This is a genomic window from Mycolicibacterium obuense (assembly GCF_055397605.1).
This window is the reverse complement of sequence record NZ_AP043663.1, coordinates 184,308-206,070: the sequence shown is the minus strand read 5'-3', so window position 1 is coordinate 206,070 and position 21,763 is coordinate 184,308. Positions and strand designations below refer to the sequence as shown.

Genomic DNA, 21,763 nt, shown 5'->3' with positions numbered 1-21,763 from the left:
TCCCGACACCTCTCCTCGGAGGTGTCTATATAACCTCTTTAGCCCCGATGAGGCTGCGATTTCGATGAATGTGGTTGAGGAACAGGCCAATTGCCGTGGCAGCCGCACCCGTGCGGGCACCGTCGGTCATGTCGAATCCGTGTCCGGCGCCCGGCAGCTCCACGTAGCTGACGACCGACCGCGACACCTCCTTCAACCGGTCGACGAAACTGCGGGCCTGCGCCACCGGGATCACGCTGTCCCCGGTGCCGTGCAGAACCAGGAACGGCGGCGCCTCGGCGTGCACGCGGGCGATCGGGGAGGCCTTGCGAAAGATGTCGGGATGCTTGGTGATCGAGCGACGCACGACAATCCGCTCGAGGAAGTCGACGAACCGGACCCGCTCGACCGTGGACTTGTCCTCCCAGTCGTAGCGGCCGTAGATGCCGACCACCGCGTCGACCGACGTGTCCGAACCCTCCGGCAGCTCGCACTGCATCTCGGGGTCGTTGGCCGTCAGCCCGGCCAGTGCCGCCAGATGCCCACCGGCAGAGGTACCCGCGATCGTCACGAAGTCGCGATCGCCACCGAACTTGTCGACGTTCGCGCGAGCCCACGCGATCGCGGTCTTCACGTCTGTCAGGTGAGCCGGCCACGGATGGTGCGGCGCCACGCGGTAATCGATGGACAGACAGACCCAGCCCTTCTCGGCCAGGTGGGACATCAGCGCATAGCCCTGCAACATCCGGCTGCCGTGCACCCACGCGCCACCGGGCACGAACAGCAGCACCGGGGCGGGCTGCGCCGGCAGATCGTCACGGCGCCAGACATCGAGCAACTGCGTCGGGCGCGGACCGTACCGAACCGAGGTCCGGTGCACGTTGCGCCGGTGCTCGCGCATCTTCCACACCGGAGGGGTGCGTTCGGCCGCCGGCCACTCGATGTCGAGGTCCTTGGGCGACACCACACCGCGCAGCGCCGCCTGGGTCACCTCGTTGGTGCAGTCCCGGTCGCGCTGCTTGAGTTCTGCGTCATTGGGCGTCAGCAGGCTCTTGACCGTGGCATTCAGGAAGTCGGGGGCGTGGCGGGCACCCCAGATACCGGCGGCGGTCAGTGCGCCGAGCGGTTCCAGATGCTTGCCGATCACCGGCAGGGAGGCGCTCGCGACGCTGGCGGCCAGCAGGTAATCACCAGGGCCCGCCTTCATCAACCACTGCAAACGCGTGGTCAGAGTGGGCCCGGGATACCGGATATCCGGCCGTTCGGTCATGGCGCATACCGTACCCCCAGGCCCGCCCCCCAAACAGACATTCGGCGCAGGGTTGTTCACTGTTTTTCGGCTGTGCCCGACCTGTACCGCTCTCGGCATCGAAACTGCAGGTCAGGAGGGGTCCCGGTGAGCCGGTGAGAACACTGCGCATACTGAACCGATGGCCCGCACAAAGCCCGTCGTCGAGTTCCATCCCGAGCTGCGCCGTAGCGCTCGCCTGCTGCCGAAACAGATGATCACCCCGGTCACGCTGCCGTTCGTGCGCGCGGCCTCGCGGTTGATGTGGCGAAACGCGCCGTCGGATGTCGAGGTGCTGACCCTGGGCTCCGGCGTGTCGGTGCGGCTGCACCGGCCGGCCGGCATCTCTTCCCCCGGCCCGGCACTGCTGTGGATCCACGGCGGCGGGTACGTCATCGGCGACGCCGCTCAGGACGACGATCTGTGCCGTCGCTTCGCCGAGAAGCTCGGCGCGACCGTCGCCGCGGTGAATTACCGCCTGGCACCGCAACATCCGTATCCGGTGCCGCTCGAGGACTGTTACGCCGCCCTCTCCTGGCTGACCGGGCTGCCGTCCGTCGATCCGGACCGGGTGGCGATCGGCGGTGCCAGCGCGGGTGGCGGCTTGGCCGCGGCGCTGGCCCTGCTCACCCGCGATCGCGGCGAGATTCCGCTGGTGGCACAGCTTCTCGTGTATCCGATGCTCGACGACCGCACCGTCGGGCGCGCCGACCTGGACAACCCCGGTCACCGGTTGTGGAATCAGACGAGCAACCGATTCGGCTGGCAGGCCTATCTGGGCGACGCCGATCCCGACGTGGCCGTCCCCGCACGCCGCGACGATCTGGCCGGACTGCCGCCGGCGTGGGTCGGGGTGGGCACGCTGGACCTGTTCCACGACGAGGATCTGGCCTACGCGCAGCGGCTGCAGGATGCCGGCGTGCCGTGCGAGGTGACGGTGGTACCGGGCGCATTCCACGGGTTCGACGGGATCGCACCGAATGCCGATGTCTCACAGCGTTTCTTCGCGAGCCAGTGCGCGTTGTTGCGCAACGCCTACACGATAGCGGCGGCGTGAGGCTTATAGCACGAGGCCTGTGAAAACCCAGTCGAGGACGGCGCGGTCGGTGGCATCTCCCCCGTCGTCATCGTCGGTCACGGCGTAGACGAGGGAGCGCAGTCGGACCGTCACCCCCCGACCGTCGGTGCGCGGCTCGGCTGCCTCGATCGTGAGATCGCTGTAGAGGGTGTCGCCCTCGTGGACGGGCGCGGTGTGCTGACAGGACTCCCACCCCGACACCGCGACCAGGTTCGGCAGCAGCCGGGTGGCCTGCGCCAGCGCGAGCCCGATCGTGTGACCTCCGTAGACCAGACGTCTGCCACCGACGCGCGAATCATGATGTGTGGCAGCGATGTTGAGTGTCAGCCGAGCCAGCTCCGGTGCGCTGCTGACCACGTCGGCGGTGCTGCGCAGCACGGTGCCGGCCACCGGTGCGACCCCCGAGCCGGGCACTCGCGCCCGGAATGCAGCGACATCCCAGTCGGCGACGGGATCGGCGGGCGAACCGTCCGCCACACCGATGGCGTCCATGTCGTCGTGGTGTCCGGTGTCGACCGTGTCGGCGCTGCACGGCAGCATCGCGCAGCGGTGGAAATCGAGCACGAGGCGTCCGGCGCCGTCGGTCGTCGTCATCCGCAACGCGGCGAGACCGGTCGCGGCGCGGCCGGGCCGGACGGAATTCTGCTTCAGTGCAACGACTTCCGTGCGCGTGGCCAGCGTGTCGCCAATGACGGGAAAGCGGTGAAAGGTCAGGCCCCGGTAGAACAGATTGGCCATCACCCGCTGCGTGACGAGCGTGGACTGGCCGATCGCCACATCGCAGACCAGCGCGGGATGGGCGAGCCGTCCCCCGGCCACCGCGGCGGAGAGCTCCGCGTCGAGGGCGAGCCGCATCCGGTCGCCGAGGATCGCCTGATGAGTCGCTGCCGCACCGGACGTCAGCGTCATCGACGGTGCACTGTCGAACACTCGACCGACGTGCAGATCATCGAAGAACGGGCCGCCGGACATTTGGCCGTACAAATTCACAGCCCGCATGCTGGCACTTGACTGCGTAGTGTGTCAACATCGGTCGCATGGCCGTACATATGCTCACTGATGAAGAGGTCATGCTTGTCGAGACCGTGCGGTCGTTCATCGACCGTGAGGTGAAACCGTCGGTGCGCGAGGTCGAACACGCCAACACCTACCCCGAGGCGTGGATCGAGGCGATGAAACAGATCGGGATCTACGGGCTGGCCGTGCCCGACGAGTACGGCGGCGCCCCCGTCTCGACGCGCTGCTACGTGCTGGTCACCCAGGAACTGGCCCGCGGCTGGATGAGCCTGGCCGGGGCCATGGGCGGGCACACCGTGGTCGCCAAACTGATCGCGTTGTTCGGCACCGAAGAACAGAAACAGAAGTATCTGCCCGCCATGGCCACCGGAGAACTGCGCGCCACCATGGCCCTGACCGAACCCGGCGGCGGCTCGGACCTACAGAACATGACCACGACGGCGCTACCCGTCGACGGCACCGACGAGCTGGTCATCAACGGCGCCAAAACCTGGATTTCCAACGCCCGCCGCTCCGGGCTGATCGCCCTGCTCTGCAAAACCGACCCCAAGGCCGCTCCGAAACACAAAGGCATCTCCATCGTCCTGGTCGAGAACCCCACCCCCGGCCTGACCGTCTCCCGCGACCTGCCCAAACTCGGCTACAAAGGCGTCGAATCCTGCGAACTGTCCTTCGACGACTGCCGCATCCCCACATCGGCGATCCTCGGCGGTGCCCCCGGCCGCGGCTTCGCCCAGATGATGAAAGGCCTCGAAACCGGCCGCATCCAAGTCGCCGCCCGCGCCCTGGGAGTAGCCACCGCCGCCCTCGACGACGCCCTCGCCTACGCCCAACACCGCGAAAGCTTCGGCCAACCCATCTACAAACACCAAGCCATCGGCCACTACCTCGCCGACATGGCCACCAAGCTGACCGCCGCCCGCCAACTCACCCTCCACGCCGCCGACTGCTACGACAGCGGAGAGCGCGCCGACATGGAAGCCGGCATGGCCAAACTCTTCGCATCCGAGACTGCCATGGAGATCGCCCTGGGCGCCGTGCGAATCCACGGCGGCTACGGCTACTCCACCGAATACGACGTCGAACGCTACTTCCGCGACGCCCCCCTCATGATCGTCGGCGAAGGCACCAACGAAATCCAACGCAACGTCATCGCCGCACAACTCGTCGCCCGCGGCGGACTGTAGATGAAGCCCGCGCCTGCCTACCAGGTGCTGCGCGAACAGCTGCGCGAGGAGATCCGCGGCGGCCGGTATGCAGGCGGCGCGCGATTGCCCACGGAGTCCGAACTGTCTGAGCAGTATGGCCTTTCGCGGCAGACTGTACGGCGGGCATTCCAGGATCTGGTCGCCGAAGGCATGGTGTACCGGGTGCCCGGGCGCGGCACCTACGCCGGTGGGGACAGCCGCCGCTACCTGCGCAGGCTCGGTTCGATCGACGATCTGATGAGCCTGTCCGACGACACGACGATGGAGGTTGTCGACGGACTACGCCGGCGGGTCGACATCGATGCGGCCAGCCGGCTCCGCCTCGACGGCGACGTCGTTCACACGGTCGTCTTCCGACGGATGCACGATGGAATCCCGTTCGGCCACACGGTGGTTCACCTCCCTCCCGAGGTGGCGACGATGGTCACGGCGTCGGCCGATCTGCGCACCGGAGCCCAGAGCAGGCACACCGTGATCGGGCTGCTCGAGCCGCACCTGGGCAGTCCGATCGCCGAGGCGGCGCAGTCGATCACCGTGGGCACCGCGGACGACGGAGTCGCGGCCGCCATCGGGTGCGCACACGGGCATCCGATGCTGCGGGTCGACCGGCTGTATCGCGACTCCGATGGGCGTGCCGTCGAACTCGCCGTCAGCCATTTCCTGCCCGAGCAGTACACCTACCGGATCACCCTGCACCGCTCGGGATAGTCGGCAGGGTGCAGCGCACCCTGGTTGTGCACTTCTGCTGCCGTGATGCTGGGGCCATGAGCGATTCGAAGATCATCATCGTCACCGGGGCCAGCAGTGGGATCGGCGAGGCCGTGGCCGAACGGCTTACCGCAGAGGGACATCACGTCGTCGCCGGGGCCCGCCGGACCGAGCGCCTCGAGGCGCTCGCCGAACGCGTCAGGGGCACCGGCGGCAGCATCGAGGTCCGCGCGCTCGACGTCACCGACAGGGCGGCGGTGAGCGCGTTCGTCGACGCGACAGTCGCGACGCACGGACGCCTCGATGTGATCGTCAACAACGCCGGGGTGATGCCGCTGTCCCGGCTCGATGCGCTCCTGGTCGACCAGTGGGACACCATGATCGACGTGAACGTGCGCGGCCTGCTCCACGGAATCGCCGCGGCACTGCCGCACTTCCAGCGTCAGAGCGCGGGCCACGTCGTCACCGTCGCCTCGATCGGCGCGCACGAGGTGGTGCCCACCGCGGCCGTCTATTGCGCCACCAAGTACGCGGCCTGGGCGATCACCGAGGGCCTACGACTGGAAGTGGATCCGTCGATCCGGGTGACGACGGTGTCCCCCGGTGTCGTCGAATCCGAACTGGCAGACACCATCACCGATTCCACCGCGGCCGCGGCCATGCAGGACTATCGGGCGGCCGCGATCCCGCCGGACGCGATCGCTCGTGGAGTCGCCTATGCGATCGGTGAACCCGCGGACGTGGATGTCAACGAACTGATCATCCGGCCGGCACGTCAGCGCTGATCAGCTGTACTTCGCGATCAGCTCCTGCTTGAACAATTTGCCGGTATCGGTGCGCGGCAGCTGCGCCTCGAACGACAGGGAACGCGGGCACTTGTAGTGCGCCAACCGGTCCCGCAGCCACGCGATCAGTTCGTCGGCGAATTCGTCGGTGGCGTCGGCGGGGTCGACGGTCTGCACGACCGCCTTCACTTTCTGACCCATCTCGTCGTCGGGAATCCCGAACACCGCGGCGTCCATCACCAACGGATGCGTGACGAGCAGGTTCTCGGCTTCCTGCGGATAGATGTTCACGCCACCGGAGATGATCATGTGGTGGCGGCGGTCGGTCAGATAGAGGAAGCCTTCCTCGTCGAGATACCCGATGTCGCCCACCGTCTTCCAGCCGCGCGGGTCACGAGAGCTCTCGGTCTTGGCGGGATCGTTGAGATACTCGAAGTCGTTGCCGCCCTCGAAGTAGATCTCACCGGGCTGGCCCGGTGGCAGCTCGTTGCCGTCCTCGTCGAGGATGTGCACGGCACCGGCCATCGGCTTACCGACCGACCCCGGGTGTGTCAGCCAGTCCTCGGCGAAGATCAGCGTCGACCCGTGTGCCTCCGAGGAGGCGTAGTACTCGTCGACGATGGGCCCCCACCAATCGATCATCTGCTTCTTGATGTCGACGGGACACGGTGCAGCGGCGTGCATCACGCGCTGCAGGCTGGACACGTCGTAGGTCGTACGGACGTTCTCGGGCAGCTTGAGCATGCGGGTGAACATGACCGGCACGAACTGCCCGTGCGTGACCTTGTGCTTGGCGATCGCGTCCAGCGCACCCTCGGCGTCGAACTTCTCCATCACCACCGTCGTGATGCCGCCGGCCTGCGTCTGCATCGACCACACCGACGGTGCGGTGTGATACAGCGGCGCCGGGCTGAGATACACCGCGTCGGGATGCATCCAGAACGACACGAGCGCAGCCATCAGTCCCGGCGCCTCGGCCGGGGGGACGTGCGGCAGCGCGCGTTTGATGCCCTTGGGGCGGCCGGTGGTGCCCGACGAGTACTGCAGCAGATCTCCCTCGATCTCGTCATCGATCGGCGTATCAGGAAGTCCGGCAACGCATTCCGGGTAGCTCTGCCAGCCATCCAGCGTGCTGGAGGCGCTTGTCGCCGACGATTCGGCTCCGTCGACGACGAGGCGCACGGGCGGCAGTCCGTTCGGCAGTTCGGCTTCCAGCCCGGCGAGCGTGTCGGCGAGCTTGCCGGAGCCGACGATCGCCTTGGCTGAGCTGTTGTCGATGATGTAGGCAGCCTCGGCGGCGGTCAGGTGGGTGTTGATGGGGACGTAGTACAGCCCGGCGCGGCGCGCAGCCCACATGACCGCGTGCATGTGCTGGCTGTTCTCCATCAGGATCGCGACGGCGTCGCCTTCGACCAGACCGGCGTCGCGGAACAGGTGCGCCAACCGGTTGGCCCGGGCCTCGAGTTCGCCGAACGTCACCACCGTGCCGGACGGATACATGATGATCGCAGGCTTGTCAGGCGTGGCAACAGCGGTGTCGCGGATCTGCATGTGGAGAGAATACGACGCCCTACTTGACGGGTGTCAAGTAGGGCGTCGGGGATGCTTCTGGAGCTACTCGGCTTCGGCGAGACGCGTCTTGAGCGCGTCGAACTCGTCCTTGATGCCGGTGGGCAGCTTCTCGCCGACGAAGTCGAACCACTCCTCGATCAGCGGCAGCTCCTTGCGCCACTCCTCGGGCTTGACCTTGAGCGCCTCGTCGACGTCGGCGGCCGACACGTCCAGGCCGTCCAGATCGAGGTCGGCCGCTGTGGGCACGATCCCGATCGGGGTGCTCTTGCCGTCGGCCTGATGCTCGATGCGCTCGATCGCCCACTTGAGCACGCGGCTGTTCTCACCGAAGCCCGGCCACAGGAAGCGGCCGTCCTCGCCGCGACGGAACCAGTTGACGAAGAACACCTTCGGCAGCTTGGACTCATCGGCTTCCTTGCCGATGTTGATCCAGTGCTGGAAGTAATCGCCCACGTTGTAGCCGAGGAACGGCAACATCGCCATCGGGTCGCGGCGCACGGTGCCGACCTTGCCCTCGGCGGCGGCGGTCTGCTCGGAGCCGAGCGTGGCGCCGATGAACACGCCGTGCTGCCAGTCGCGGGCCTCGGTGATCAGCGGCACCGTGGTCTTGCGGCGGCCGCCGAAGAGAATCGCCGAGATCGGCACGCCCTGCGGATCGTCCCACTCCGGGGCCAGCGTGGGGCACTGCGAGATCGGCGTGCAGTACCGCGAATTCGGGTGCGCCGCTTTGGTTTCGGTCTCCCGCAGGATGTAGTCGTTGCCCTTCCAGTCGATCAGGTGGTCGGGCTCGCCCTCCAGGCCCTCCCACCACACGTCACCGTCGTCGGTCTTCGCGACGTTGGTGAACACGGTGTTGCCCGCCGCGATCGTCTTCATCGCGTTCGGGTTGGAGTCCCAGTTGGTGCCGGGCGCGACGCCGAAGAAGCCGAACTCGGGGTTGGTCGCATAGAGCCGGCCGTCCTTGCCGAAGCGCATCCAGGCGATGTCGTCACCGACGGTCTCGGCGCGCCAGCCCGGGATCGTCGGCTGCAGCATCGCGAGGTTGGTCTTACCGCAGGCCGACGGGAACGCCGCGGCGATGTAGTAGGCCTTGTTCTCCGGGGAGATCAGCTTGAGGATCAGCATGTGCTCGGCGAGCCAGCCCTCGTCGTGCGCCATCGCCGAGGCGATGCGCAGCGAGTAGCACTTCTTGCCCAGCAGCGCGTTCCCGCCGTAGCCCGAGCCGTAGCTCCAGATCTCGCGGGTCTCGGGGAAGTGGGTGATGTACTTCGTGTCGTTGCAGGGCCACGGCACGTCCTCCTGGCCCGGCTCCAGCGGCGCACCGATCGAGTGCAGAGCCTTGACGAAGAAACCGTCGTCGCCCATCTTCTCCAGCGCCGCGGCACCCATCCGGGTCATCGTGCGCATCGAGACCACCACGTACTCGCTGTCGGTGATCTCCACCCCGAGCTTGGGGTCCTCGGCGTCGATCGGGCCCATGCAGAACGGCACCACCCACATGGTGCGGCCCCGCATGCTGCCGCGGTACAGGGGAGTCATCAGCTCCCGCATCTCGGTGGGGTCCATCCAGTTGTTCGTGGGCCCGGCGTCGATCTCCCGCTCGCTGCAGATGAAGGTCCGCGACTCGACGCGGGCCACGTCCGACGGGTCCGACAGCGCCAGGTAGGAATTCGGCTTCTTCTCGGAGTTGAGCTTCTGGAAGGTGCCGGCCGCGACGAGCTGATCGCACAGGCGCTGGTACTCCTCCTCGGAGCCGTCCGCCCACGCGACGCGGTCGGGCTGCGTCAGCTCGGCGATCTCCCGAACCCAGGCCAGCAGCCCCTCGTGCTTGGTCGGTGCGGAATCCAGTCCCGGAATGGTCGCTGCGGTCATTGGCTAGTCGTCTCCTGCACTGTTCCTGCGCGTTGGCCTGATGGACCCTGTATGAAAACTTTGGGAGGAAAGTACGCCGTCGTCACCGACCTGTCCGAGGTCTTGACAAACCGGCTGTAACCTCTCGAGACCCTCCTGACCTTCGAGGTTAACGCGGGTGACATACCCGTGGAAATCCAGGATCGTGTCCGATCACTCACAGGAACGATTCAGAAGAGGTCATCATCGGCGCGGGGCGGCCAGCTACCGCTCGGTAACCGCGAAATCCGTTGTTTCCCGCCGCTGCGACGGCACCGAAGCCGGCAGCGAGGTCGGCGCTGACCGAGAGCACGCGGCTCGCCACCGCCTCCTCCAACTCAATGCGCAACGCGGCGAGGACGTCGGCCGTCCAGCGTTCCCATCGCGCGCGGTCGTGCAGCAGCCCCCGAGCCCGCACCACCCACGCGGTGAGCGCCACTCCGACCACTCCTCCCGCCGCGGACGCCCACCCCGGGCCGGTGGTGAGCGTCGCGATCAGCCGGGCCACCACCACCGCCGCCCCGACGCCGAAGCCGAGACCCAGCACGACCATCAACTGGGTCTCCAGACGACGACCGGACGGGAGCGGCGGCGGTGGCGAGTCCGGCAGAACGGGCAGGGGTGCCTGGGCCACCACCTGCGCGTCGAGCTCCGCCTCGATGTCGGCGCGGATCTGCTGACAGCGGCCGCGGACCAGGTCTTCGACCTGCGCGCGATGGCGCATCGTCAGCACCTGCGCGAGCAGCTCGGCGCGCGCCGCGAAGCAGCGGTGCCGGACCGTCGACGTCAGCTCGAGCCGCAGCTGCTGTAGCTGGACTCGTCGTCGCGCGTACTCGGCCCGCTCCGCCTCCCGGGTGCGCGCGGCGGCGCGCCGGGCCGACAGCGGATCGGACAGCTGCTTCGCGAGTGCGGCCGCCACATCGTCGATCCGCGGAACCCCCAGCCGTGGCGCCGCAGCGGCCGCCACCCACGTGGGCGACGGCCATCGGCCCTCGTTCGCTTCCAACACGGGCCGCCACCGGCGATGGTCGTCGATCTTGTTGACCACCGCGATGATCGCGCCGGCGCTCGCAGCGGCCGCGCTGGCCTGGACACACTCGGCCGTCGTCATCGGGGCGGTCGCCGACACCACCCACACCAGGACGACAGGAACCTGCCCGGGTGTCAGCTCGTGGGCCTCGACGACTCGGCAGTCCGGTACCCGCTCCCGAAGGCGGCGGGCCATACTCGTCACCCCTGCCCGCGCGGCGCCCGCCACCAGGACGGCAACGCCACCCGGCTCAGCCACCGCACGGCTCCAGCAGCCGCAGGCTGCCGCGCACGATGTCCTCTGCGCAGCGCCGGTGCAGCGCATCGAGGGGCCCGCGGGACAGACGATGGAAACGCAGCGCGCGGCGGGTGTGGGCGCCGAGGTCGTCGCCACGATCCACCGTCGCACCGGACGCCTCGACCACCTCGACGGCCGCGGTCATCACCGCCAGCGTGACGTCGTCACCGTTCAGCAGGGCGGCGAGCCGCTCGTCGCCCTGCTCGGCGGCGAGCGCGAGTAACCGACGCACCGCGCTCACGCAGCGCCGATAGCGGACCTCCGCTGCGGAGCGGCCGATCGCGACGCGCACCGCGTCGGTGCCGCTGAGTTCCCGCAGCCGCGCGGAGACTTCCTCCGCGTCCGCCCCGGCCGACACGGCGAGGATCGCGTGCGCCAGCCCGAAGCGGTCCAACCGGTCCAGCAGATCGCGGCGCACCTCGGCGGCCAGCGGATGCGGGCAGGACACGAACGCGTCCACCGTGCACACGTCGGCCGGCGTCCCGACCAGCGCCTGAAGCGCAGCGATGTCGTCGTCGTCGATCCGCACCCCGGCCAGCAGCGCGACCATCGGCACGACCGGCACCCGCAGCGGCGCCGCCGAGATCGGCCTTGTTCAGAACCACCACCGTCGACCCCGTCACGCACGCTCGGTCCTCGTCGGTCAGCGCCTCGGCGACGACGAGGACGTCGATGTCCGCGGCCTCACCCGGGGCGGCCACCCGGACGCCCAGAGCGCTGGCCACCGCGCTGCGACCCACCCCCGAGCGTCCACGCACGGCTACGCTGACAGGCGCACGCAACAGTCGCTCCACGGCGGCGACACCGGGATCGGGTTCCTCGCGGGCCCATGCGGCCATCACGTCAGCCAGATCAGCCGACATCCCCGCCCCCGTCCGGCGGACCCCCGCCCGCCTGCCAGGTGATCGTGACATCCGAACCGGGCAGCTCGGCGCACCAATTCCGGGCGGGCGTTCGCATACCAGCCGAAGGCAACTGTTGGGTATCAATCTGTAACACGATGCAGGGAGTGAGTCCGTGATGAGCGACGATGGACCGATGCGTGTGCCCTCTTCCAGCGATGTCGACCCCGACGTCACGGGCACCGGATCACCCGCCGTTCATCACCCGCGCCGGGTCACCAGCTTCCGCGCCCGCCGGTCGAGCATCTCCGATCGCCAGCAGGCCGTCTGGGACGCGCGCTGGCCGGAGCTCGGCCTGCTGGCCCGCACCGGTGATGAACCCGCCGCCCCGCTGGACACCGACGCCTGGTTCGGCAGGAAAGCCCCGCTGGTGCTGGAGATCGGCTGCGGCACCGGAACCTCGACGCTGGCGATGGCGCAGGACGAGCCACACCTCGACGTCGTCGCTGTCGAGGTCTACAAGCGCGGACTGGCCCAGCTGCTGTCCGCGATCGACCGTGACGGCGTGACCAACATCCGGCTGATCCGCGGCGACGGCGTCGACGTGCTCACCCACATGCTCACGCCCGGGTCGCTGACCGGCGTACGCGTGTTCTTCCCCGATCCGTGGCCCAAGGCCCGCCACCACAAGCGCCGGCTGCTCCAACCCGACACCGTCGCGCTGATGGCCGACCGACTGCGCCCCGGCGGGATCCTCCACGCCGCCACCGACCACCAGGGATACGCGGAGCAGATCGCCGAGGTCGGCGATGCCGAGCCACGGCTGCGGCGCGTCAGCCAGGACGCTGAACTCCCGATCTCGACCGCACGGCCCGAGACCAAATACGAACGCAAAGCGCTGGCCGGACCCCTCGTCACGGAGTTGCTGTGGGAGAGGTCATGAGCGTGACCCACGACGTCGCCGATCACATCGAGAGCGAGAACCGCTCCGACACCGTGCCCGCGCGGGTGCTGCTGGTGTGGGACGCCCCCAACCTCGACATGGGGCTCGGCGCGATCCTCGGCGGTCGGCCGACCGCCGCGCACCGGCCCCGCTTCGACGCGCTGGGCCGGTGGCTGCTGTCCCGCACCGCCGATCTGTCGGCGCAACACCCGACGGGGCCGCCGCTGGAGCCCGAAGCCACGGTGTTCACCAACATCGCCCCTGGTAGCGCGGACGTGGTGCGCCCGTGGGTGGAAGCGTTGCGCAACGTCGGGTTCGCCGTCTTCGCCAAGCCCAAGATCGACGAGGACAGCGACGTCGACTCCGACATGCTCGACCACATCGCGCTGCGCCGCGGTGAGGGATTGGCCGGGCTGATCGTGGCGTCGGCGGACGGTCAGGCGTTCCGCCTGCCGCTGGAAGACATCGCCCGTGACGGGGTCGCCGTCCAGGTTCTCGGATTTCGCGAACATGCCAGTTGGGCGTTAGCGTCGGATACCTTGGAGTTCGTCGATCTGGAGGACATCCCTGGTGTCTTCCGGGAGCCGCTACCGAGAATCGGGCTTGATTCACTACCCGAGCAGGCGCGTGGCTGCAGCCGTTCCGGCCGCTGTCCTCGCTGTTGGCGTCTCGTGTCTAGAACAGTGGGTAAGCCTGGTTGGGCCGGCTACGCGCCGACGGCCACACATTCGCAGATGATGAGGAGCTGAAGTGTTCGCCTGGTGGGGTCGAACGGTGTACCAGTACCGATACATCGTTATCGGTGTCATGGTCGCACTGTGCCTGGGCGGCGGTGTCTACGGCATGAGCCTGGGACAGCACGTCACCCAGAGCGGTTTCTTTGATGAGGGCAGCCAGTCGGTCAAGGCTTCGGTGCTCGGCGACGAGGTGTACGGGCGTGACCGCCTCAGCCACGTAGTAGCCATCCTGACGCCGCCGGACGGCGAGAAGGTCACTGATCCGGCGTGGCAGAAGGAAGTCACCGGCGAGCTCAACAAGGTCGTCGATGAGCACAAGGACCAGATAGTCAGCTGGGTCGGTTGGCTGCGAGCACCCGACAGCACGTCCGAAACCGTGCAGCAGATGAAGACGGAAGACGGCTCGAAAACGTTCGTCGCCATCCCGCTTCAAGGTGACAACGATGACGCGATCCTGAAGAACTACCAGGCAGTCGAACCGGCGTTGCGTCAGATCAACGACGGCAACATTCAGCTCGCGGGCCTCAACCCCATCGCCAGTGAGCTGACCGGAACCATCGCCACCGACCAGAAGCGCGCCGAGCTCGCCATCGTGCCGCTGGTGGCCGTGGTGCTGTTCTTCGTCTTCGGTGGTGCCGTGGCGGCCGCCCTGCCCGCGATCATCGGCGGCCTGACGATCGCCGGCGCGCTCGGCATCTTGCGGTTCACCGCCAACTTCATGGACGTGCACTTCTTCGCCCAGCCGGTCGTGACGATGATGGGATTCGGCATCGCCATCGACTACGGCCTGTTCATAGTCAGTCGCTTCAGGGAGGAACTCGCCGAGGGCTACGACGTGGAGGCCTCGGTGCGGCGGGCGGTGATGACCTCGGGCCGCACTGTGGCGTTCTCCGCGGTGATCATCGTGGCCTCGTCGCTTCCCCTGCTGCTCATCCCGCTGGGCTTTCTGAAGTCGATCACCTACGCGATCATCGCGTCGGTGCTGCTGGCGGCTTTCCTGTCGATCACCGTGCTGCCCGCGACACTCGGGATCCTGGGCGCCAACGTCGACGCGCTGGGAGTGCGGACGCTGCTGCGGGTGCCGTTCTTCCGCAACTGGAAGCCGATGCGTGTCTACCTCGAATGGCTGGCCGAGAAGACGCAGAAGACCAAGACCCGGGAAGAGGTCGAGAAGGGCTTCTGGGGCAGGCTGGTCAACGTCGTGATGAAGCGGCCCATCGCATTCGCGGCGCCGATCCTGATCGTGATGATCCTGCTGGTGATACCGCTCGGACAGCTCGCCCTCGGCGGGTACAGCGAGAAATACCTGCCACCGGACAATCCGGTGCGGATGGCGCAGGCTCAGTTCGACAAGGATTTCCCCACGTACCGCACCGAACCGCTGACGCTGGTGATCCAGAGCGACAACGGGCAGCCCGTCACCGATCAGCAGGTCGCCGATTTGCGGGCCAAGGCGGAGACAGTCCCTGGCTTCACAGACAGCGACGAGCCCTCGAAGATGTGGCAGGAGCGATCCGTCCAGGAGGGCGGGTCGAAGGATCCGTCGGTGCGGGTCCTGCAAAACGGCCTGGTCAACAGCGCTGACGCCCCCGCGAAGATCGAACAGCTTCGCGCACTGGCCCCTCCGCGTGGCACGACGGTGTTGGTGGGCGGCACTCAAGCGCTGGCCCAGGACAGCATTCAAAGCCTGTTCGACAAGCTCCCGCTGATGGTCGTGGTGCTGATCCTGACCACCACAGTGCTGATGTTCTTGGCGTTCGGGTCGATCGTGCTGCCGATCAAGGCCGCGTTGATGAGCGCGCTGACGCTGGGCTCGACGATGGGCATCCTGACGTGGATGTTCGTCGAAGACGGCCATGGCTCCGGGCTGCTGAACTACACCCCGCAGCCACTGATGGCACCGATGATCGGCCTGATCATCGCGGTGATCTGGGGCCTGTCCACCGACTACGAGGTGTTCCTGGTGTCCCGCATGGTCGAGGCGCGGGCGCGTGGCATGTCGACCGCGGAGTCGATCCGCATCGGCACGGCCACCACTGGGCGTTTGATCACCGGCGCCGCGCTGGTGCTCGCCGTCGTGGTGGGCGCCTTCGCGTTCTCTGACCTGGTGATGATGAAGTACCTGGCGTTCGGCCTGCTGATCGCGCTGCTGTTGGACGCGACGATCATCCGGATGTTCCTGGTCCCCGCGATCATGAAGCTGCTCGGCGACGACTGCTGGTGGGCGCCGCGGTGGATGAAGCGGGTCCAGGAGAAGATGGGCCTGGGCGAGACCGAACTGCCCGACGAGCGCAAGCGCCCGACCGTGCGCGAGACCGCACCGGCCGAGGCACTCGTCGGCGCCGGCGCACCGATCGCCGCCCCTCAGCGGGCACTGCCGCCGCACGATCCCGGCCACCCTGCGCCCGACCGCGCGGGCGTGACGACCCGCATCGCCACCGCGCAGCGACCGGGCGGACCGACAGGGTTCGCCGGTCCGTCGGGGGCCGGCACCTCGCGGCTGCCGGGGCCCGCTCCGCGTCCCCCGGTGTCGCCGGTGCTCGATTCGGAGCCGCAGACCACTCGTCTGTCGGTGGCCAAGAATGCCGTCCGCAATGCCGTCAACAGCGCGGCTGATGCGGTGACCCAGCGTGGCCAGCGGCCCGACGCACCGTCGACCCCGCCTCAGCGCGACGACCGCGAGATCGAATCGTGGCTCGGTGACCTCCGGGGTACGGGTGGCTCGCCCGCCACACCCGCGGCTCCGGCCCGGCCGTCCGGCGAGCCGACCCGGGCGATACCGGATCCCAGGTCCAACCGGGATGCAGCGGAACCGACGACCGCGATCCCGGCGCAGCGCACCGAGAACGACAACGAGGACGACGCGACGCGGGCCATCCCGACCGCGCGTGCGTCTGACGCGGACACGGCCACCGAGAAGCTCAACACCCGGCCCGACAAAGACGCCCCACGGCGCGGCGGCGGCGGGTTGAGCGCGCAGGAACTGCTGCGGCGCGAGGGCCGGCTGTAGCTAGCTCTGCTCCACGTCGTCCGGTTCGGCGCTGATCACCGGTCCGTCGTCGGCTTCCTGCGCGGCGGTGACCGCGTCCGGGTCGTCGGCAACGAGAACGCGGATCGCGCTGTTGAGGAACGCCAGCACCGGCACCGCGAGCAGCGCGCCGATGATGCCGGCGAGCACGCCGCCGCCGGCGATCGCGAGTACGACGGCCAGCGGATGGATCGACACCGCGCGGCCCATGACCAGCGGCTGCAGCACGTGGCCTTCCAGCTGCTGCACCGCCAGGATCAGCCCGAGCGTGATCAGCGCATAGATCACGCCCTTGGTCAGCAGCGCGACGATCACCGCGAGGAACCCGGTGACCACCGCACCGACCAGCGGGATGAACGCGCCGAGGAACACCAGGGAGGCCAGCGGCAGCGCCAGCGGAACCCCCATGATCGCAAGTCCCACGCCGATGCCGAGCGCGTCGACGAGCGCCACCAGGAACGTCGCCCGCACGTAGCCGATCAGCGAGTGGAAGCCCGCTCGGCCCGCATCGCGAATCCGCCGGCGGGTACCGGTCGGGAAGATCCGGGTGACGAACTCGAAGATGTTGCGCCCGCCGTGCAGCAGGAAAATCAGCGTGAACAGGACCAGCAGCGCACCGGTGACGATCTCGGTGAGGGTGCTCGCGGTGGACAGCGCGCCGCTGGTGACCTTCTCCTGGTTGTCGCGCAGCGCCTGGATCGCCGAGTTGCCGGCGTTGTCGATCTGCTCCCGGCTCAGGCCCAGCGGCCCGTCGATGAGCCAGCGTCGCAACCCGTCGATGCTGCGGGTGACCTGATCGACCAGCCCGGGAGTGCCCTCGATGAACTGGCTGACGACGAAGCTGAGCATGCCCCCGACCAGGGCCAGACCACCGAGCAGGATCAGTGCCACCGCCCCGCCACGCGGCGCCCCCCGCCGGTCCAGGAAGTCCACGGCGGGCATCAGCAGCGCGGCGGCCAACGTGGCCAGCGCAACCGGGACGACGATGAACTCGACTTGAACGACCACCCACAGCGCCGCGAACAGCGCACCGAAGATCACGAGAAGTCGCCAGGCCCACGCGGCGCCCTTGCGGACCAGCGGGCTGACCGACTCGTCGGCGGACGGGTCCACAAACGGACGCGCAGACATTCCGGTAGCGTAACGGCACTTCGCGCCTCGGCTTCGCTGCGCCGGTCCGGGCGGGTCAACGCCTTACCCTGTAGGGCGTGTCACACGACGCTCCCCCGGCGCAGCCGCGCGCGGCCGGCGCCGGTCCGGAGCGGCCCGGCCGGGGCAAGTACTGGTGGCTGCGATGGGTGCTCATCGCCGTCGCGGTGATCGTGCTGGCCGTGGAACTGCTGCTGGTACGCGATCAGCTGGCCAAAGCCTGGAAGAGCCTGTACTCGGCGGACTGGTGGTGGGTGCTGGTCGCGGCGCTCGCGGCGATGGCGTCGATGCACAGTTTCGCCCAGATCCAACGCACGCTACTGGCCTCGGCGGGCGTTCGCGTGCAGCAGTGGCGCAGCGAGGCCGCGTTCTATGCCGGCAACGCGCTGTCGACCACGATGCCGGGCGGCCCGGTGCTCTCGGCAACGTTCATCTACCGCCAGCAGCGGCTGTGGGGGGCGTCCCCGCTGGTGGCGTCCTGGCAGCTCGTCATGTCCGGTGTTCTGCAGGTGGTGGGGCTGGCGCTGCTCGGTCTCGGGGGCGCGTTCCTGCTCGGCGCCAGCAAGAACCCGCTGTCGCTGATCTTCTCGCTCGGCGGTTTCCTGGCGTTGGTGCTGCTCGCCCAGGCCGTCGCGACACGTCCCGAGCTGATCGACGGCATCGGGGTGCGGGTGCTCAGCTGGGTCAACTCCTTCCGCGGCCGGCCCACCGACACCGGGCTGGCGAAGTGGCGGGAGATCCTGGCTCAACTCGAGTCGGTGCAGCTGGGCCGCCGGGATCTGTCGGTGGCGTTCAGCTGGTCGCTATTCAACTGGATCGCCGACGTCGGCTGTCTGCTCGCCGCCTGCTACGCCACAGGCGGTCACCCGTCGCTGGCCGGTGTGACCGTGGCCTACGCCGCGGCGCGCGCCGTCGGCTCCATCCCGCTGATGCCCGGCGGGCTCCTGGTGGTGGAGGCGGTGCTGGTACCGGGCCTGGTGTCGAGCGGAATGTCGTTGGCGTCGGCGATCTCGGCGATGTTGATCTACCGGCTGATCAGCTGGATCTTCATCGCCGCGATCGGCTGGGTGGTGTTCTTCTTCATGTTCCGCACCGAGAAGGACCTCGACAGCGACACCACCACCGACATCGCGGCCCCCGCGGCGGCGCCGGCTGCCGTCGAGGAGATCTTCCCGCAGTTCAGCCCGGACCCGGAAGCCCCGCATCCGCCGCCGCCCGAGGAGACCCAGCAGGCCTCATGACGCTGTCCCGAACAACACCGTCCCGAACCTTCGCCGTCCTCACGGTGGCCGCGCTGACTCTGTTCTCCTCGGCCTGCTCGCCAGCGCCCGCCCCCGACACCGCCAGCTCGACGACGTCGGCCCCGCCGTCGAGTGCCACGCCGACGTCGGCCGGTGCCGCCCCCGGCCCCGCCCCTGCCGAGCCCTCGATGCTCACGCCGGTGCTCGCGCAGGCGGTGGCCGAACCGATCCCCGTGCCGGCGACCGACGGCAAGACGCACCTGGTCTACGAGCTCACACTGACGAACACTCTCTCGCAACCGGTGTCGCTCACCACGCTCGACGTACGCGCCGGCGACCAGACCCTGCTGACGCTCCCGGCCGACCGCCTCGCCGCCGCCACGCGACTGACCGGAACCGCGGCTCCCACAGGCGTTCTCGGGCCCGCACAGATGGCCCATGTGTGGCTGGACGTCGCGCTGCCCGCCGGTAGCCCGGCACCCGAGCGGTTGATCCACGCGCTGGGCATCTCGGTGCGCCAACCCCAGCCGCCGCTGATCCCCGCCGCGATGGTCGAGGAAGTCGCGCCGGTCACCGTGCAGAAGCGGACCCCGATCACCATCGCGCCGCCGCTCTCAGGCCCCAACTGGCTCGACGGCGACGGGTGCTGCGGCATCTCCGGGCATCGCGGTGCGCTGAACCCCATCAACGGAAACAGCTGGGCCGCAGAGCGATTCGCGATCGACTACGTGCAGCTGATGCCCGACGGCAAGCTGTTCACCGGCGCCCCGTCGGATCTGGCCGGTTACCCGTACTACGGCACCGACGTACACGCCGTCGCCGACGGCCCGGTGGTCGCGGTCGTCGATGGGATGGCCGAGGAGACGCCGTTCGCCGCGCCTACGGGCCTGACGTTGGCCCAGTATCCGGGCAACCACGTCGTACAGGACCTCGGCGGGGGCAACTACGCGCTCTACGCCCACCTGCAGACCGGCAGCATCACGGTCAAGCCCGGGGATCGCCTCACCAGCGGGCAACCGCTGGCCCACCTCGGCAACACCGGCAACACCGATGCCCCCCACCTACACTTCCACGTGATGAGCACGCCGGATCCGCTGCGCTCGGACGGTTTGCCGTTCGTGTTTCCCTCCTTCGAGTTGCAGGGCAGGGTGCCCGACTCCGAGGACCCGCTGTCCGCGGGGCGGCCGGTGCCGATGCCGCCCGCCGCGGATGCCGCGCCGCAGCGCAACGTCATGCCGCTGCAGGACGATCTGATGACCTATGCGGCGGGGTAGCAGAGCGCCGGCGGCACTGGCCGCCGACGTGCTGTGCGTGGTGGTGTTCTGCGCGATCGGTCGCCGCAGTCACGCCGAGGGGCTGACCGTGGCCGGCGTCGCGCAGACGGCGTGGCCGTTCCTGGCCGGCACCGCGCTCGGCTGGGTGCTGGCCCGCGCGTGGCGACGCCCGGTGGCGCTGCTGCCGACGGGCGTCGCGGTGTGGGTCGCGACGGTCGTGGTCGGAATGGTCCTGCGCAAGGTCAGCGGGCAGGGTACGGCGACGAGCTTCATCGTCGTCGCCACGCTCACCACTGCGGCGCTGCTGCTCGGCTGGCGGGCGATCGCCCGATCACTCCTCTGAATCAGCTTGGGGCACAGGCTCTGTCGCGATGTTGAGGGTGGCTCGCAGGCCGCCGAGCGGTCCGTCGGACAGCTCGATGGAGCCGCTGTGCAGCGCGGCCTGCTGCGCGACGAGCGCCAGGCCCAGACCCGAGCCGCCCGGGGCTGCGTTGCTGCCGCGGGAGAACCGCCCCAGCACGCTCTCGTGCTCGTCGACGGGTAGCCCGCGACCGTTGTCGTCGACGACGATCGTGACGTAGGTGTCGCGCCGGTAGGCGGCCAGCACGATCCGGGTGGCCTGCCCGTGGGTGATCGCATTGCGCACCAGATTGTCGACGGCCAACCGCAGTCCGCCCGGCCAGCCGAGGACGAAACCGAGAGTGTCGGCAGCGTGCACCTCGATCGTGACGTCACGGTTGACCCGCATGTTCTCCCGGGCGACCCGGTCGAGCATGTCGGTCATGTCGATCACTTCGCGGTCTTCGGCCTGGGCCAGCTGTCCGGACGCCAGCTGACCCAACGCGGTGATGATGCCCTCGACGCGACGCTGGGCGCGGGACAGATCGGCGACCACCTCTGCGCGCGCGTCGGCGGGCAGGTCGTGGATGCGCAGCGTGTCCAGGTCCGCGCGCATCGCGGTCAGCGGGGTGCGTAGTTCGTGGGCGGCGTTGGCGGCGAAGTCCTGCGCGGCCTGCAGCGAGTTGGTGGTGGCGCGCTGCGCCGCGGCGAGGCGGTCGAGCATCGCGCTCATCGCCTCGGACAGATCCTCGGCCTCCCGCACACCTCGCACTTCAGGCATGCTTTCCGAACCCTTGCCCAGCTGCTTGGTGTGTTCGGTGAGCCGGCGCAGCGGCCGGATCGCCGGCCCCGCCAACAGCCACCCCAGCCCGGCCGCAATCAGCACTGTGGCCACACCGACGGCGATGTAGAGCGGGACCCGGGCCTTGTTGAGCAGGATGCTGTCGGCGCGGATGCCGATCGACATCAGCACGCCGCCGTTCTGGTCGACCGGCAGCGTGCGCACCCGATACTCGACCCCGTTGACGGTGACGGTCTCGGTGCCCGGCGGCAACGCGGGAAGTTGGAAGCCGCGCTGGTAGACCACCTGTCCCGAGGACCGGGACCGGCCCGTTTGCAGCACGCCGCGCCGCTGATCGGACTGCTGCTCGGGATAGACGCTGGCGTCGACGATCGCGTCGAGGCGCCGATCGAGCTGCGCCGCATCGTTGTTGGCCAGCACGACCGAAGTCAGGATCGTGAACACCGCGACGACCGCGGCCGCGGCGGCGGCCGACGCGATGGCGACCCGGGTGCGCAGCGACGCCGATCGGATGATGCGTGGCAGCCTCACCGCGCGCCCGGGGACAGGCTGGGCC

At 68.7% G+C, this 21,763-nt stretch carries 17 protein-coding genes and 1 pseudogene; 10 read left to right on the top strand and 8 right to left on the bottom strand.

The genetic code is table 11. From position 1 onward, the window contains the following. Window positions 1-25: 25 nt before the first annotated feature. Window positions 26-1,249: an alpha/beta hydrolase gene (locus ACZ50N_RS01050; protein WP_048421744.1), complete on the bottom strand. Its 1,224-nt coding sequence runs from the start codon at window positions 1,247-1,249 to the stop codon at window positions 26-28. Between the two features lie 160 nt (window positions 1,250-1,409). Here ACZ50N_RS01050 and ACZ50N_RS01045 point away from each other — a divergent pair, with 160 nt between their 5' ends. Then, entirely contained in the window at window positions 1,410-2,324 is a 915-nt protein-coding gene (locus ACZ50N_RS01045) for an alpha/beta hydrolase (protein WP_464474382.1), read from the top strand. 3 nt (window positions 2,325-2,327) lie between these two features. Here ACZ50N_RS01045 and ACZ50N_RS01040 read toward each other — a convergent pair whose 3' ends face one another. Further along, window positions 2,328-3,344: a MaoC family dehydratase gene (locus tag ACZ50N_RS01040; protein WP_464474381.1), complete on the bottom strand. Its 1,017-nt coding sequence runs from the start codon at window positions 3,342-3,344 to the stop codon at window positions 2,328-2,330. A 38-nt stretch (window positions 3,345-3,382) separates the two neighbouring features. On the opposite strand from ACZ50N_RS01040, the gene ACZ50N_RS01035 reads away from it, so the two are divergent. The 3 genes from ACZ50N_RS01035 to ACZ50N_RS01025 are packed head-to-tail and all read left to right on the top strand — an operon-like array spanning window position 3,383 to window position 6,063. Then, a complete protein-coding gene (locus ACZ50N_RS01035) occupies window positions 3,383-4,549 on the top strand; it encodes an acyl-CoA dehydrogenase family protein (RefSeq protein ID WP_464474380.1) in 1,167 nt (388 codons plus the stop codon). Continuing rightward, on the top strand, window positions 4,550-5,278 hold the full coding sequence (locus ACZ50N_RS01030; RefSeq protein ID WP_464474379.1) for a GntR family transcriptional regulator: 729 nt from the start codon (window positions 4,550-4,552) through the stop codon (window positions 5,276-5,278). A 56-nt stretch (window positions 5,279-5,334) separates the two neighbouring features. After that, window positions 5,335-6,063: an SDR family oxidoreductase gene (locus ACZ50N_RS01025; RefSeq protein ID WP_464474378.1), complete on the top strand. Its 729-nt coding sequence runs from the start codon at window positions 5,335-5,337 to the stop codon at window positions 6,061-6,063. On the opposite strand, the gene fadD4 is transcribed toward ACZ50N_RS01025, so the two are convergent. The 4 genes from fadD4 to ACZ50N_RS01005 all read right to left on the bottom strand — a co-directional run bounded on the left by fadD4 (window position 6,064) and on the right by ACZ50N_RS01005 (window position 11,408). After that, entirely contained in the window at window positions 6,064-7,614 is a 1,551-nt protein-coding gene (gene fadD4 / locus ACZ50N_RS01020; RefSeq protein ID WP_464474377.1) for a fatty-acid--CoA ligase FadD4, read from the bottom strand. It abuts the gene before it with no gap. 63 nt (window positions 7,615-7,677) lie between these two features. Then, complete coding sequence (locus tag ACZ50N_RS01015; RefSeq protein WP_464474376.1) at window positions 7,678-9,507, bottom strand: phosphoenolpyruvate carboxykinase (GTP); 1,830 nt, start codon at window positions 9,505-9,507, stop codon at window positions 7,678-7,680. Window positions 9,508-9,703: 196 nt separating this feature from the next. After that, window positions 9,704-10,813: a hypothetical protein gene (locus ACZ50N_RS01010; protein ID WP_464474375.1), complete on the bottom strand. Its 1,110-nt coding sequence runs from the start codon at window positions 10,811-10,813 to the stop codon at window positions 9,704-9,706. After that, window positions 10,806-11,408: a hypothetical protein gene (locus ACZ50N_RS01005; RefSeq protein ID WP_464474374.1), complete on the bottom strand. Its 603-nt coding sequence runs from the start codon at window positions 11,406-11,408 to the stop codon at window positions 10,806-10,808. Before ACZ50N_RS01005 ends, ACZ50N_RS01010 begins: the two co-directional genes overlap by 8 nt. 464 nt (window positions 11,409-11,872) lie before the next feature. Here ACZ50N_RS01005 and trmB point away from each other — a divergent pair, with 464 nt between their 5' ends. From trmB to mmpL3, 3 genes and pseudogenes are all read left to right on the top strand, one after another. Further along, window positions 11,873-12,637: a tRNA (guanosine(46)-N7)-methyltransferase TrmB gene (trmB, locus tag ACZ50N_RS01000; protein ID WP_464474373.1), complete on the top strand. Its 765-nt coding sequence runs from the start codon at window positions 11,873-11,875 to the stop codon at window positions 12,635-12,637. Next, window positions 12,634-13,316 (top strand): annotated as a pseudogene (locus tag ACZ50N_RS00995) (NYN domain-containing protein). Before trmB ends, ACZ50N_RS00995 begins: the two are co-directional and overlap by 4 nt. A gap of 71 nt (window positions 13,317-13,387) precedes the next feature. Further along, window positions 13,388-16,384 carry a trehalose monomycolate exporter MmpL3 gene (gene mmpL3, locus ACZ50N_RS00990; protein WP_046676677.1) on the top strand — a complete coding sequence of 999 codons (2,997 nt, stop codon included), beginning with the start codon at window positions 13,388-13,390 and terminating at the stop codon, window positions 16,382-16,384. Here mmpL3 and ACZ50N_RS00985 read toward each other — a convergent pair whose 3' ends face one another. Beyond that, window positions 16,385-17,533: an AI-2E family transporter gene (locus ACZ50N_RS00985; RefSeq protein WP_046366561.1), complete on the bottom strand. Its 1,149-nt coding sequence runs from the start codon at window positions 17,531-17,533 to the stop codon at window positions 16,385-16,387. Between the two features lie 77 nt (window positions 17,534-17,610). On the opposite strand from ACZ50N_RS00985, the gene ACZ50N_RS00980 reads away from it, so the two are divergent. Genes ACZ50N_RS00980 through ACZ50N_RS00970 form a run of 3 tightly spaced genes read left to right on the top strand, consistent with a single transcriptional unit; the run spans window position 17,611 to window position 20,409 of the window. After that, complete coding sequence (locus ACZ50N_RS00980) at window positions 17,611-18,792, top strand: lysylphosphatidylglycerol synthase transmembrane domain-containing protein (protein WP_133412808.1); 1,182 nt, start codon at window positions 17,611-17,613, stop codon at window positions 18,790-18,792. Beyond that, window positions 18,789-20,066 carry a M23 family metallopeptidase gene (locus tag ACZ50N_RS00975; protein WP_464474372.1) on the top strand — a complete coding sequence of 426 codons (1,278 nt, stop codon included), beginning with the start codon at window positions 18,789-18,791 and terminating at the stop codon, window positions 20,064-20,066. Before ACZ50N_RS00980 ends, ACZ50N_RS00975 begins: the two co-directional genes overlap by 4 nt. After that, entirely contained in the window at window positions 20,053-20,409 is a 357-nt protein-coding gene (locus ACZ50N_RS00970) for a DUF3054 domain-containing protein (protein ID WP_046366564.1), read from the top strand. The genes ACZ50N_RS00975 and ACZ50N_RS00970 overlap by 14 nt, the downstream gene beginning before the upstream one ends. Here the strand turns inward: ACZ50N_RS00970 and ACZ50N_RS00965 are convergent. Beyond that, the gene (locus ACZ50N_RS00965) at window positions 20,398-21,738 is read right to left on the bottom strand and encodes a HAMP domain-containing sensor histidine kinase (protein WP_464474371.1); all 1,341 of its coding nucleotides are present in this window, start codon (window positions 21,736-21,738) and stop codon (window positions 20,398-20,400) included. The two genes, ACZ50N_RS00970 and ACZ50N_RS00965, sit on opposite strands and share 12 nt — an antisense overlap. Window positions 21,739-21,763 lie beyond the last annotated feature (25 nt).